This window comes from Cryobacterium sp. Sr8 (genome assembly GCF_004403225.1).
Lineage (GTDB): Bacteria > Actinomycetota > Actinomycetes > Actinomycetales > Microbacteriaceae > Cryobacterium > Cryobacterium psychrotolerans.
Genome location: NZ_SOHO01000058.1, coordinates 49,445 through 63,592 on the forward strand (window position 1 = coordinate 49,445; position 14,148 = coordinate 63,592).

At 62.2% G+C, this 14,148-nt stretch carries 12 protein-coding genes; 10 read left to right on the forward strand and 2 right to left on the reverse strand.

The genetic code is table 11. From position 1 onward, the window contains the following. Position 1 precedes the first annotated feature (1 nt). From E3T54_RS17365 to mobF, 10 genes are all read left to right on the forward strand, one after another. Positions 2 to 187: a hypothetical protein gene (locus E3T54_RS17365; RefSeq protein WP_241977196.1), complete on the forward strand. Its 186-nt coding sequence runs from the start codon at positions 2 to 4 to the stop codon at positions 185 to 187. Between the two features lie 66 nt (positions 188 to 253). Continuing rightward, a complete protein-coding gene (locus E3T54_RS12030) occupies positions 254 to 1,417 on the forward strand; it encodes a DUF2130 domain-containing protein (RefSeq protein WP_241977197.1) in 1,164 nt (387 codons plus the stop codon). Beyond that, complete coding sequence (locus tag E3T54_RS12035) at positions 1,417 to 1,641, forward strand: KTSC domain-containing protein (protein WP_134475891.1); 225 nt, start codon at positions 1,417 to 1,419, stop codon at positions 1,639 to 1,641. Before E3T54_RS12030 ends, E3T54_RS12035 begins: the two co-directional genes overlap by 1 nt. Positions 1,642 to 2,626: 985 nt before the next feature. Then, positions 2,627 to 2,881: an AlpA family transcriptional regulator gene (locus E3T54_RS12040; protein WP_241977198.1), complete on the forward strand. Its 255-nt coding sequence runs from the start codon at positions 2,627 to 2,629 to the stop codon at positions 2,879 to 2,881. A gap of 6 nt (positions 2,882 to 2,887) precedes the next feature. Beyond that, positions 2,888 to 4,075, forward strand: coding sequence for a tyrosine-type recombinase/integrase (locus tag E3T54_RS12045; protein ID WP_134475892.1), 1,188 nt, complete (start codon positions 2,888 to 2,890; stop codon positions 4,073 to 4,075). 205 nt (positions 4,076 to 4,280) lie between these two features. Further along, positions 4,281 to 4,643, forward strand: a complete 363-nt coding sequence (locus tag E3T54_RS17370) for a DUF1801 domain-containing protein (RefSeq protein ID WP_241977199.1) — start codon at positions 4,281 to 4,283, stop codon at positions 4,641 to 4,643. Between the two features lie 273 nt (positions 4,644 to 4,916). After that, the gene (locus E3T54_RS12055; RefSeq protein WP_134475893.1) at positions 4,917 to 5,297 is read left to right on the forward strand and encodes a hypothetical protein; all 381 of its coding nucleotides are present in this window, start codon (positions 4,917 to 4,919) and stop codon (positions 5,295 to 5,297) included. 121 nt (positions 5,298 to 5,418) lie between these two features. Next, positions 5,419 to 5,781 (forward strand): hypothetical protein, encoded by a 363-nt coding sequence (locus E3T54_RS12060; RefSeq protein WP_134475894.1) that lies wholly within the window; start codon positions 5,419 to 5,421, stop codon positions 5,779 to 5,781. Positions 5,782 to 6,684: 903 nt separating this feature from the next. Next, positions 6,685 to 7,488 (forward strand): restriction endonuclease, encoded by an 804-nt coding sequence (locus E3T54_RS12065; protein WP_241977200.1) that lies wholly within the window; start codon positions 6,685 to 6,687, stop codon positions 7,486 to 7,488. A gap of 192 nt (positions 7,489 to 7,680) precedes the next feature. Beyond that, complete coding sequence (mobF, locus tag E3T54_RS12070; RefSeq protein ID WP_134475930.1) at positions 7,681 to 11,169, forward strand: MobF family relaxase; 3,489 nt, start codon at positions 7,681 to 7,683, stop codon at positions 11,167 to 11,169. A 535-nt stretch (positions 11,170 to 11,704) separates the two neighbouring features. Here mobF and E3T54_RS12075 read toward each other — a convergent pair. Next, positions 11,705 to 12,388 (reverse strand): HNH endonuclease, encoded by a 684-nt coding sequence (locus tag E3T54_RS12075; RefSeq protein ID WP_166804912.1) that lies wholly within the window; start codon positions 12,386 to 12,388, stop codon positions 11,705 to 11,707. 145 nt (positions 12,389 to 12,533) lie between these two features. Beyond that, positions 12,534 to 13,994: an AAA family ATPase gene (locus tag E3T54_RS12080; protein ID WP_198414483.1), complete on the reverse strand. Its 1,461-nt coding sequence runs from the start codon at positions 13,992 to 13,994 to the stop codon at positions 12,534 to 12,536. Between the last annotated feature and the right edge of the window lie 154 nt (positions 13,995 to 14,148).

Here is a 14,148-nt window from a genome sequence, read left to right on the forward strand (position 1 = left end):
CATGCATGAGATCAAGTGCCCGCACTGTGGGCGGACATTCACTATCGATGAGGCGGGTTACGCCGATATTGCCAAGCAGGTTCGTGATAGCGAGTTCGAGAAACAGCTCCATGAACGCTTGGAGCTAGCTGACCAGGACAAGAAGAATGCTCTGGAACTCGCAGAGGCTAAGGCTTCCAGCGAATAGCAGCGGGCATCAGCCGCGAAGGACGCTGAGATCCAGGAGCTCAAAGCGAAACTCGACGCCGGTGACGTGCAGCAGAAACTGGCCGTGACCGAGGCTCTCAGCACTATTGAGAAGGAGCGTGATGCGCTCCTGAGCAACCTCGAGACGGCAAAACAGGAGAAGCGGTCGGCGATCGAGCTGGCCGAAGCGAAGCTCGAGGCCGAGCTTCAGAAGTCCGCTTCAACGAAGGATGCGGAGATTCAGGAGCTCAAGGCAAAAATCAACTCCGTTGGGTTGGCGAAGAAGCTGGAAATCACGGAGGCATTGAGCGTCGTCGAGAAAGAACGCGACAAGCTCAAGAGTGACCTGGAGAAGGCCGAGCTTGAGAAGCAGCTTTCGGAGAAGTCGCTCAAAGACAAGTACGAGACGCAGCTCAAGGATCGTGATGATGCGATCGAGCGGCTCCGCGATATGAAGGCGAAGCTGTCGACGAAGATGATCGGTGAGACGCTAGAGCAGCACTGCGAGATCGAGTTCAACCGCATCCGGGCCACAGCCTTTCCCCGTGCGTACTTCGAAAAGGACAACGACGCCCGAACCGGCAGTAAGGGCGACTACATCTTCCGCGACTCGGACGAGGCGGGCACCGAGATCGTCTCGATCATGTTCGAGATGAAGAACGAGAACGACACCACCGCGACCAAGAAGAAAAATGAGGACTTCCTCAAAGAGCTCGATAAGGACCGCACTGAGAAGGGCTGCGAGTATGCGATTCTCGTTTCCTTGTTGGAACCGGAGAGTGAGCTGTACAACACGGGCATTGTCGACGTTTCGTACCGCTACCCGAAGACGTATGTGATCCGGCCGCAGTTCTTCATCCAGATGATCGCGCTACTGCGGGACGCCGCGACAAACTCACTTCAGTACAAGAACGAGCTTGCGCTCATGAAGGCACAGAACATCGATATCACCAATTTCGAGAAGGAAGTAGATGCCTTCAAGTCGGCCTTCGGTAGGAACTGGGATCTCTCTTCCCGCCGCTTCCAGACGGCGATCGATGAGATCGACAAGTCGATCGACCATCTGCAGAAGACGAAGGATGCCCTGCTTGGTACCGATCGGAACCTCCGCCTCGCGAACGACAAGCTTCAAGATATTTCGATCAAGAAGCTGACGCGGGGCAACCCGACGATGGCCGCAAAGTTCGCTGAACTGGGGCGGACTGTATCTGATGATGAGGAAGAAAACTGATGGAACGTTTTCCGGTTGTTAGCAGCAACGTTGCGGAAGTTGGCTATGACGAGGCTTCAGGAACGCTCGAAGTTGTGTTTAAAGATGGTTCGGTTTACAACTACTTTGATGTTCCTGGCGTTGTGTACGAAGGGCTGCTTGCCACTTCTAGCCGTGGAGAAAGCGTTGGGAAATACCTGAACATAAACGTCAAGAAAGTCGGTTATCGGTACACGAAGCTTTGAGAGGCGCCTTCCGACTCAATGCCGCCTGGATTATCAACCGGTGATGATCGGATAGAGCCTTGGCGGACGACTGCCAGCATCTTGCGGCGGCGCGCAAGCGACGGGCCGCCATGTACGTGCAGGTAACTGTTTGGGTCACTTTTTGCCCTCTCAGGGTCACTTTTTGACCACGGGACAGCACGGGCTCGGTGTAGACTGAACCCACCTAGATCCGCATGATTACGCGGATTTTCGGACTTTTTCACGGGGTAGACCGTGGGCTCGTCTTCTTTCAGTTGTTCTTGGTTCGAGTCCAGGTACCCAGCTTTGCTCACGCAGGGATGCGGGAGTTTTTGCGTTAGGGCGCACGCAAGGCTGCTATCGGCGCTGAAATACGTCGCATGCGAGCCTGCGACGCGACCCACGCATACGCGGCATCGCCGGCGCGTCTAGGGCAAAGGAGATCATCGTCCGAGCTGCCATCGCCGCCGGGTGGCACGCCGCGCAGGAAGTGCCGGCGGCGAACAGCCGCACCGGCACGGCGGCCGCAACCTTGTCGGCTCTGTTCTCGGGTGGGGTGATCATGAACTGCTCCCAACAACTGTTGCCGACGCGCGCAACAGACGCTGATCTGCGCATTGGCGATTTCCGACAGGGGCTGGTCACCGTTTTAGGTCACCGCATTGGGCTCCGCGGATTCATGCCTGATCGCGATACGCGTGGGGAGAAAATACCGTCTGATCAGCATTATGAACTAACATCCACTACTGCCCACAAAGAGCTGCGGGGGTCAGGGGGTCGCAGGTTCAAATCCTGTCAGCCCGACCAAATGTCCCGGAAACTCAAGGGTTTCCGGGACGTTTTTGGTTAAGAGATTTGATTGTGTCATCACTACGTCATCACTTTCAGCGTTTTTCAGCCGCTGAGCCGGCACTGTCGTCCGGGGCGCAGAGGTTGGTTTCGGTTCCTCCCGAACGTCCGGGATCGTCGTGCACACCTGTCGGGTATGAGCATCCACAACGACAACCCAACCTCTTCTCCCACAGACGATTGGGGTCTCGAGCCCCTGATGGACGTCCACCAGCTGGCGACTTACCTGGGCATCCCGATCTCTACCGTCTACGACTGGCGGGTGCACGGCAAAGGCCCCACCGCCTACCGGTTCGGCAAGCACCTCAAGTTCGCCATCTCCGATGTGCGGGCCTGGATCGCCCAGCAGCGGGAACCCACCAGCGAGCCCAGGCGCACCGATCGGCGGTGAGCTGAGATGCCCCGGCAACGGTTGACGATCGGCACCTTCGGCGACATCAGCACCCGCCGGTCGTCGACCGGCCGGTACCTGGCGCGGACCCGCTATCGGGATTGGGACGGTCACGCGCGTCTGGTGCAGGCCAGCGGCGCCACCGCTAAGGCCGCCGAACGGGCGCTGAAGGCCAAGCTGGTCGACCGGGACCTGTTCCAACCCGCCGACACGAGCTTGTCGCCGGACAGCCTGTTCAGTGACCTGGTGACGTATTGGTTGGAGGACATCGACCTGGAGGGCCGGATCTCCCGGACCACCCGGAACCTGTACGAGCGCAATATGCGCACTCTCGTCTCTCCGGCGTTCGATCGCCTCACCCTGCGCGAGATCGGCGTGGCCCGGTGCGACAAGTTCATCAAGCAGCTGGCGAAGCTCTCCTACAACCGCGCCAAGCAGGCCCGGGTCGTGCTGCGGCTGGCGCTGGAATTGGCGGTGCGGCACGAGGTCCTCCCACGCAACCCGATGGACCACGTCTCCCGGCTTTACCGCGAGCCGCACATCCCCGATGCGCTCACCGCCCCCGAGGTCAACGTGATCCGCGCCGCGATCGCCCAGTGGGAAAGCGCCGCCGACCATGTTTCCGGTCCGAAGCCAGACGGCCAGCTCGGCGCGATCGTCGAGGTGATGCTCGGCACTTCGGCGCGGATCGGCGAGGTGCTGGCCATCCGACGCCGGGATGTCGACATTACGAGCCCCATCCCCTCCATCCGCCTGGCCGGCACGATCGTCAGCCGGAACGGCGAGCAGACCTTCCGGCAGGATCACCCCAAGACCACGAAGTCCCGTCGCGTCGTGGCCCTGCCCTCGTTCACCGCCGACGCGGTCCGCCGACGTCTCGCCAAAGTCGGGAGCATGGGCTTGGATGCACTGCTCTTCCAGTCCCGGGACGGCACCCCGCTGACCACCGCGAACGTGCGTCGTCAGTTGCGACAGGTGCTCATGGGAGTTGGGATTGACGGGGTGACCCCGCACATGTTCCGCCGCACGGTTGCGACCGCGGTCAACGACAACGCCAGCATCGAACTCGCCGCCGAGCTGCTCGGCCACACGGACACCAGAGTCACGGTGATGCACTACATCCAACGCAGCGAACTGGTGAACCCGGCCACCGCCGCGCTCCTCGACCGGGCGTTCGCGAAAGACGAGGACTGAACACGGTGCTGCCACGGTGGCAGCACCGTGTGATCGGGGATTTTGCCGCAACCCGTGAGACGAGGTCATCACTGTACGAGTCCGCTGGCTGAGAACGGGAATTGGCTTCCTTTGTACACCGAAGTTTGAGCATGCGCAATAGTCACTGTGTGCTGCTGCGGGCGAGGTGGACGCACCCACGAGGTGTGCGGAATAAGATCTCGCCATGGACAGCAAGGAGACTTGCAAGAGCGAAGCCCAGAAACCGGCCAGGGGCGCTGCGGCACCAAGCGACGCCGCCTGGACCCTGCCCGAAGCCATGGCAGGCAGGGCAAGCCCCGCGAAAGCCGCGGTCGGCGACAAGCCGGTCTTCGCCTACATCGGCAGCCTCCCGCAACCGCAGCGCGGCATCGCCGAAGCCGTCGATGCCCTGGCGGCCAAGACGCTGCCCGACCTCCAGCGCTCCGTGAAATGGGGCATGGCGTACTACGGCGTCGGCGACGGGTGGTGCTTCAGCTGCGGCGGCTTCGCCGGCCACTCAAGCTCATGTTCATCAATGGCGCGGCGCTCGAACCGGTACCGCCGGTGACCCCGGTGGGAATGGGCAAGTCAACCCGGGGCGTGGAGCTCCAGTCCGTAGATGACCTCGACGAACGCCAGATCGCGGCGTGGATGAAACAAGTCACGTCCGTGCCAGGTGTCGGGGGCAAGAAGCGTTGACCCGAAGATTGCGGCCGAATCCAGAAGAGTGCGGATTCGGAAGTGCGGCTCCCGTTGCAGCGAAAGCTGGACGGGGAGTTCCCTCGTTTACGAGAGCGAAGGGGGGGTAGAGCTCGAGTGGGCCCTTAATATCGTGAGGTCTATGACTTCCGTAGTGAGACGAATCAATCAGATCACCCAGCCGCGTGGCGGCTACATCAACCCGCGAGCAATGGAGACGATCCAGCTCGGGGATGGGCACCCTCAACTTCTCGATCACAACGCCGAGAATATACATTCCGCCACGATGGGGATGGCCGTCGACTACCTGTCCCGCCTCGCAAATGGCGCTGAACCAGGAGACGCCTTCCAAATCTCGATTCGGGGCGCCATACGCCTGCACGCCATGGAAGCGATGAGTGCTCTCGATCTGGGGCGGCTGACCCCCGTGGTCGATGTCAACTACCTGCGCGGTGAGCAGGATGCCTGGGAGATGGAACACATCGCCGATACGCTGTCTGCGGCCGGGCGTCATTCCGGATGATGACGCGATTCGCGCAGCGGTGCACCTGGTCGGCTACGACATCGCGTTCAGGGTAGGACCTGATACCTATGTGGGCCAGCACTCGATTCCTGATGCGGTCACCATCGCACACATCCGCAGCATGGTGGAAAGGGCAGTGGCGTTCTTCACCGGCCATGGCCCCATCACCGAAGACGGCTTCATGCCGGTCAACCGGCAGTCGATGACGGAACTGGTGAACTCGGGCGACGGTGACTTCCTCACCGCGGACACGCTGTGGGACTTCAAAGTGTCGGTGAACCCGCCGACGAACAAGAACACGTTGCAGCTGCTCATGTACTTCCTCATGGGTCAGCGCTCGGGCCAGGAGCAGTATGGGTCGCTCACGCACCTCGGGATCTTCAATCCTCGGCTGAACACGGTGTATCGCCTCGCGTACGCCGATGTTCCCGGCAACGTCGTGAGCGCGGTTTCCCACGACGTGATCGGCTACCCGCTCGCGTAGCGTTTCTGTTGCTGCTCGGACGCTCGGATCGAAGAGCTCCGGTCCTCGCCGGATAGCAGGTATCGGTAGACGCCCTTCGTGCTGGTGGCGTCCTCGTCCACTGGAGCGCCACAACTTTTCTGCCGATGCCCGCCAATATCGCCTGATTTGAATGAGGCTGGACAACCGGTCCAGTTAGCTAGGACCGCCAAGGCTCTGCCTACATCAGGGCCAACTTATGCCACCACTTCGGACGCCCACTGGCTCGTTTGGAAGTGACATGCCATGCATGGCACCTAGAACAGGGATGTATGTCGGCGGGAAGACGATCGCCTCCGCGGGAGCGAACCGCGCGCAGCGCTTGGGCGGCCGCGCGGGGCGATACGTAGGGGCGCTTGGAACAATCGATGGTTGGCACAGCAGTGCAATCCCTTCCTAGGTGGGGTTGGGGCCTGCACTGCAGTGGCCAGACTGCGCTGGGCGACGATGCCCGGCGGTCGAGATGAACCTATCAGACCCTACGGCTCGGAGACCAGCTCCAGATCAGGGAGGGTAATGTGCCCGACGCGCGAATCTGTGACGACTCCGCGGAAGAGCTAAGAGCGGCAGAAGCCCATGGACCTTCACGCGCGGCTCAGTCTGACATGATCAGATTCTGAAGAGTAGGGAGCTATCTTGGGCGCAGCGTGGGTTGTTCGATCGGGCCGGCACGGAGAACGAGACGCATGGGCACTGAGCGGCGGGGTTTCCGGCGGTGGTTGGCAGGAAGTACCTGATCTGACTGAATGCAGCACACGTGAGGCCGTCGGCGCAGTTCTTTCTCAGGTGTTTCCTGACTTCAGCGGACCGGCCCTCGCCAACTACACGGGTCAGATGTGGGCGCTGCGATCCCGCATTAGTCCCGGGGATCTCTTGGCTATGCCCTTGAAGACGACGAAGCAGATCGCGCTCGGGAGGGTCACTAGCGGCTACCAATACGTGGCTGACGAAGTCGACCCGGACAAGCGTCACGTCGTGCGGGTGCAGTGGCATGTCACGGATCTGCCTCGCTCGGCTGTTAAACAGGACCTACTGTTCAGCCTCGGCTCCGCGCTTTCCATCTTCGCTCCCTCGAAGAACCATGCAATATCTCGTCTTGAGGAGTTGCTGGCAACCGGCATTGATCCAGGTCAGGCTCCCTTCCAGGTTGCAGTCAAGATTCCGGGCGCAAAATCAACGATCCTCGAAGAGGACGATGTCGATGAACCCGAACTGCACACCGATATTGTCGAGGTCGCGAGAGACCGCATTAGTGCGCGTATTGCCGAGGAGTTCGCAGGACATGAATTGACCGCACTCATCACGGCCATTCTTGAGGCAGAGGGGTTCACTTGCACCATGTCTCCACCCGGCGCGGATGGCGGTATCGACATCGTCGCCGGGCGTGGTGTCCTCGGGATGGATTCTCCGCGTGTAATCGTCCAAGTGAAATCCGGCGGGCAAACGGGAGACTCCGTTGTTCGTGATTTGAGCGGAGTCGTCCATACGCAGGGAGCAGATCAGGGCCTTCTGGTCGCATGGGGCGGTCTATCGAAGCAAGCGCGTGGGACAGTTCAAAGTCAACAGTTCAGGATGCGGGTTTGGGCCGCTGAAGACGTCGTCGACGCGGTCATGCGCGTGTATGAGAATCTTCCGGAAGACATCCGATCCCGACTTCCACTCAAGCGCGTTTGGATGCTCGCGGAATAGGCGCGTCGCGTGAGCCGACTGCGGATCGAGCTCGAGCGTTTTGTTAAGTCAGCGCCGGCATCGCACCAGCTGCCAACGAAGCGGCACCCGGAGGGACTGCTTCATACCCCACATTCGAATTGCCACGCCTCTTGCAGATCGAGGCGGCGCACCTCCTAAGCAATAGCGAAGGAGCGCGCGGTGACGGTGTCGATGCGGGTGATGAGCGCCGGCGATGGCTACAAGTACTTGCTGCGCACCGTCGCCGCCGGCGACGGGCAGCGGTCGCTGTCCACGCCGCTGACCCGCTACTACAGCGCGAAGGGCACGCCGCCGGGTCGATGGATGGGAAACGGTCTCCCGGGCCTCGGCTCGGGTCGCATCGTCGAGGGCGCCGAAGTCACGGAGGCCCAGCTGCAGAGATTGATCGGGTTGGGGCGCGACCCGGTCCACGGCGAACCCCTCGGTCGCGCCTATCCCGCGTATCGAAGCCCAGCAGATACTACGCCGACCGGCAGGGGCCAGGAACAGCCGGGAGCCCGCCGGCGTGCGGTCGCCGGGTACGACTTCACGTTCTCGATTCCGAAGTCGGCGAGCATCCTCTGGGGTGTGACAGACGCGGCGACACAGTCGCGGATTGCGCAGGCGCATCATGCGGCGGTTTCCGAGGTGGTCGCATACATGGAGCGCGAGGTCGCGGCGACGAGGACAGGGGTCACGGCTAATGACGGAGCCGTCGCGCAAGTCGATGTGACGGGCCTGATTGCCACGGCGTTCGACCACTTCGACAGCAGGGCCGGCGACCCGCACCTGCACACGCACGTGGTGATCAGCAACAAGGTGCAAACCGTGCTCGATGGTAAGTGGCGCTCGCTCGACGGCCGGCCGATGCACGCGGCCGTTGTCGCGCTCTCCGAACTGCACGAGTCCTTGTTCGCAGACGCCTTGACTCGATCACTGGGCGTGCGCTGGGAGATGCGAGAGCGCGGAAGGGATCGCCACCCCGCCTTGTCGATCAGTTCCGTCCCGGAGCCACTCGTCGCGGAGTTCTCGACGCGATCGCGACATATCGACATAGCGACCGACGCGCTGATCGACGCATACCTGAGCAGGCACGGCCATCGCCCAGGGCCGGCGACGATCATGAAGCTCCGCGCGCAGGCGACGCTCTCCACGCGGCCCGCGAAGGACGTGCGCTCGCTCGCCGAACTCACCGCGAAGTGGCGTGAACGAGCGGAGCGAGTGCTGGGAGAAGACGCGACGAAGTGGGCGATCGCGTCAGCCGCAAAGTCCCCGGCGCCAACGAGGCGCGTCGAGGACGTGCCGCGGGAGGCGATCGAAGCGCTCGGGTTGAGCGTGATGACCTCGGTGAGCGAGAAGCGTGCGACCTGGCGGCACTGGAATCTCGCCGCCGAGGCAGCACGCCAGATGATGCAACACCGATTCGCATCGGCGCCTGATCGCGAAGCCGTCATCGGCCTCGTCGTGGCTGCCGCCGAAAGGGCCTCGTTGCGGATCACGCCACCCGAGCTTGCGCCGAGCCCTGCCGCGTTCCGGCGAGCCGACGGCACGTCGGTCTTCCGCCCGAAGCACGCCACCCTCTTCACGGCGACGGAGCTGCTCGACGCGGAGTCGCGGCTGCTGGAGCGTGCCGCGGACACGACCGGACCGCGGGTCGCCCAGGCCACGTTACGTGAAGCCTCGCTCACGCAGCTGCCAGGTGGCGCAGTGCTTGCTGACGATCAGCTCGCAGCGCTCACGGCGATCGCGGGCTCTGGGCGGGTGCTTGATGTGTTGGTGGGTCCGGCCGGTGCGGGCAAGACGACCGCGATGAACGCGCTTCGGCAGGCTTGGGGGGCGGCGCATGGTGCGGGCTCGGTGGTGGGGCTCGCGCCTTCGGCCGCCGCCGCCCAAGTGCTGGCGGAGGACCTCGGCGTCTCGACCGAGAACCTGGCGAAGTGGTGGCACGACCATCTCGACCACGCAGCGACGTTCCATGCCGGCCAGCTCGTAATCGTCGACGAGGCCTCCCTGGCGGGCACGCTGTCCTTGGATCGGATCAGCGCGCTTGCCGCGAGCGCCGGCGCCAAGGTGCTGCTGGTCGGTGACTACGCGCAGCTCCACTCGGTGGACGCCGGAGGCGCGTTCTCGTTGCTGGTCCATGGCCGGGCGGATGCCCCCGAGCTCGTCGACGTGCACCGCTTGACACACGAGTGGGAGAAGACGGCCTCCCTCGGACTGCGCCAGGGCGACCCCGACGCGATCGACAGCTACATCGCGCACGCCAGGGTGAGCGGCGGCACCACCGAGTCGATGGCGGATGCCGGATACGCGGCCTGGCGCGCGGACAGCCGGGCCGGCAGGGCGACCGTCCTCATCAGCGACTCGAACGAAGCGGTTGCAGCGCTGAACGCGCGCGCCCGCACAGAACTCATCCTCGAGGGTCGCGTCGATGCGGTTCGCGAAGTCGCCCTCCGCGACGGAAACCGTGCTTCTGTCGGTGACACGGTGATCACTCGCCGGAACGACCGGCAGCTTCGCAGTTCCCGAGCCTGGGTGCGCAACGGCGACCGGTGGACCGTGATCGGGGTACGCCGGAACGGCTCGGTCGACGTTCGCCGGCACGGCCGCCGGCGGGAGAGCGCGGTGCTGCTTCCCGCGGACTATGTGAAGCGCCACCTCGAACTCGGCTATGCCGTCACCTCGCACCGTGCGCAAGGCATCACGACCGACACCGCGCACGTCGTCGTGACCGCGGGCATGACGCGCGAGAATCTCTACGTGGCGATGACGCGAGGTCGCGAGGCGAACACCGCCTACGTCGCCGTTGACAGACCCGATGTTGCCCACGTCGGGCCGCGACCGGGCGACGACCAGGACGCGACGGCACGCAGCATCCTCTGCGGGGTTCTGAAGCACGTCGGCGCCGAACTGTCAGCGCTCGAGACGATCGTGGCGCAACAGGATGCCTGGGGTTCGGTGGCGCAAGTCGCGGCAGAGTACGAGACCATCGCGGCGGCCGCGCAGCACGACAGATGGATGGCATTGGTGCGCGGCAGCGGGCTCCCACCAGGCAAGGCTGACGACGCCATCCAGTCGCAGGCGTTCGGGGCGCTGACTGCGGAGCTCCGGCGCGCCGAAGCCCACCATCTCGACGTCGAGCGCCTGCTCGCTCGCGGAGTTGCAGCACGTGGGTTGGAGGATGCCCGGGACGTGGCGGCCGTCCTCTGCTCCCGGATCGCAACTGCCATCGCGCGTGACGCCGCCGCGGGTCGATCGCGCAGGGCGCCACGACTGATCGTTGGGCTCATCCCGAAAGCGATCGGACCGATGGCCGCGGAGATGCGCCAGGCCCTCGACGAGCGCGCCGACCTGATCGAAGCCCGAGCGAGCGCCGTCCTTCACGGAGCACTGATCGCAGGAGACACGTGGACTCGGGAACTCGGGGCCTTCCCCCGTCAATCGGTAGCCACCGCATGGAGACAGCACGCTTGCACGGTTGCGGCATACCGGGACCGCCACGCAGTTGTCGGCGCGAGCGCGCTCGGCCCCGCCCCGCACACGGTGGCCCAGCGACGCGATGCCGCTCGCGCTCGTGCCGCACTTGAGGCTGCGAAGCGGCTCGCGGAGGGAACGGACGCCTTTGCGACACAGCGCCCGGGTCTCACCGCGGGTCCTCCGCCAGCTCGCATCCCGATCTAGTGTCTAGTCTGGCAACAGATGTAAGCGCCGATGGACAAGCCATGAAAACGATGAGGATGCCGGGCGTGGGGCAAGAAGGCGTTGACCACATCAGGGTGGGGTTCACCGACAAGCGAGGGCTTACCGCCAGGCTGGAAGTTTCGAAGTCAAGACAGCCAGCAGGTCCTTTCTAACCCGGTCGACGAGCGGACCGCCCGACTGTCGGCACCAGTTCCAAAATTCCGCACATCACGAGCAGGGCTGGCTACCGACGCGTCGACGAATATTCCCCTCTTAGTTCGGGGGGATTCTCAGCGCGTCTATGCGCATTTGGGCAGGATTGCTGCCAACTAGACGAGGTAGAACCGGGTCCCTGTCGTGAGGTGGGAGATCGATGGGCCTCTCGACAGGCCTTCCGAATTCCGGGCGGCCCAAATTTTGCACTAGTGCCGCGTACCCAAGTTCCTTGCGTGGTGCCAGGGCGGACTGCGCATCGGGGACCATGACGCGCAGTACTTCGATCGTTCGTGGAAAATTCACGAGCCAAGGAACCGGTTCATGACCCGTACCCTCCGGCACAGAACCACGCCGATTGAGCCAACGCCTCGAGCACCACGCCTCGACGACTGTTTTCATCAACCGCAAAGGCGTCACCCGCGGCCTCAAGAAGATGAGCGCGAACCGACTCGTCATCATCTGCAGCTTTGTAGTTTCGAATGAGGTACCGACGGGCAATCGAGATGTCGCCCGCGGACACGACGGCGTACATAGCGGCCAGACCGAGTGAGTCAAACTCATTCACCATCCGGTCTTGTAGTTCAGTTTCGTGCAGCGCCAGTGGGTCAATCGAGAACGCGATTTCGATCGGGTCATGACTCGCGACGATTCCGCGAAGCCACCTTCCGAGGGCGGGCATATCGTACGGATGGAGCATCTGGTCGGCGGCTGTCGTGCCCCATTTTGCCTGGAGTTTGTGATTGCACTGCTCGCATGCGGGAACCAGATTCCATGGGTCGATTGAGAGCGTGCCCGCATGGTTCTGGGGTACGAAGTGATCGAGAGTCTTCGCCTGGCCGTATTGGCAATAGCAACAGAGACCCTCAGGCGCTGCGCCGATAAGCTTCTCGTACAATTTTCGTGCGGGATGCCCAAGCCGCGCGAAGTGATTTGTGTACATCCACTTGATTTCGGCAGCCGAGACACCGGGAACGCTGTAGTCAGACTCTTCGATCAAATGCATCTCGTGGCTAGCTATGCTGCCCCTGAAAGCGAGATTGTTCGACTCCAGGGAGGGCCGGGCTGCAAGTAGACGTTTGGCCAAAGTCCCATCGCTGGTCCCACGTGCGCATGCCTGGGCGGTCTCCTTAATCGAGATCGCCGGGGGGCTAACCGACCACATCTAGCGAAGCGTTCAAATTTCGGACCATAGCGCGCAGGATTGCCTTACCCTCCGCGCCAAGTTGCCCGCCGAATTGGGCAAGAGCAGTGTCGTAGTCCGGGGAGCGAAGTGCAGCGTCTGCTAGGAGACGATGAAAGCCAGTCGATGTGACCTCGAGCCCGAACACTTCGTCAATTAACGTTCCAACGTTCTCGCCGAACGTCTCAAGCTTGGGACGCGCCACCCAAGTGTCATCACCATTGCGTCCAATCTTCCAGACGCACGACTTGGGCACCTCTTGCAAGACGACGGGCGAGTGTGTCGCGACAATGGCAACACCATTTCGGTTCACGAGCAGATCGCTAAGGGCTCGAACGAAGGCCGACAGCAGGGGCGGATGCAGGTGGGCCTCAGGCTCGTCCAACAAAACGAGGCTCTTCTCCTCAACCGTCTCCACCAACTTTGTGATGGTGAGGAGAACGATCTTGTGGCCTGAGCTCAGACGCCGGAAAATTGGGCCTATGTGTTCTAAAACCTCGCTAGCATCCGCAGCATTTTCGGCCACATCTGCGATTCCGGCCGCAGCAAATATTGGATCAGCTTCCAGCAGGCGAAGACCGCGAAGCCATCGCGAAAGTCGGGCACCTTCGAAGCACAATCTTACGGAATCAGTCATCTCACGAGCGAGCGCCTGAGGACCTTTGATCCCTTCCGGGTCATCCTTTTTCGCCCGTTTCTTTTTCAAACCGACGTAATGATAGGTCAGGCCTTTCGCCCGCTGCGGCACCGAGATGGGTTCGAATGCGTCAAACGCACTGAACGAAACCGACACCAGGTTCGAGATTGCTGATCCGCTCTCTGCCGCCGCCTCTCGCTGAGCTTTCGCGTCGTCAGAGCCTGCGCTTTGGACCAAGTAGACGGCGAGGTTGTTTAGGAACGTACTCTTGCCAACACCATTCCTCCCGATCAAGACGTGGAGGTTTGTCGGCGGTAGCGAGCCCGGCTCCACGCGGAAATCGACCGAAGGAAGCGGATCTGTTTTCGTGTATTTCAATGTGTATCGCAAGTTGTAGGCCGTCAAGCGCGCTCCACCGTGAGCGAGCCTGTGAAATTGTTCTCGCACCGTCAGAAGAGGTACTGATCGAAGTAAGGAGACACGAGTGACGTCCTCCTTTTCCGCTCTAGCGAGCAGACCTTCGTCAAAAGCGATGTCTTGCAGCCCCTTCAGGATCTCGTCCCGAATGCCGTCTCCAATTTCTGTAAGCGCTTCGTAGAACGAGGAATCCTGCGCGAGGGAGAAGAAATCTGGCCCCAACTGCTGCTTGAACTTTGTTGGCGGGCGCGGGAGCCTCTCATCGTCAGCAATGTCGGGGCCGTTCCGAGCGGGCTTCAGTCCAAAGCGCCCAATCTTAGTGCCGCCAAGTCTGTGGGACTGCCCGGATGAATCGACGAACTCGACGTCGTACATAGTCGAGTACTTGAACCAGTCGTCCCACCCTGTGTGAGTTAGATACACAACCGATCGGTCTTCTCTGCTATCCGCCCAACTCACGACTCGAAACTTCATGGCTTCTTGCCCGGCGGCAGGACCGTTTCGGCAGCGTGCTCGTCGACCAATTTCA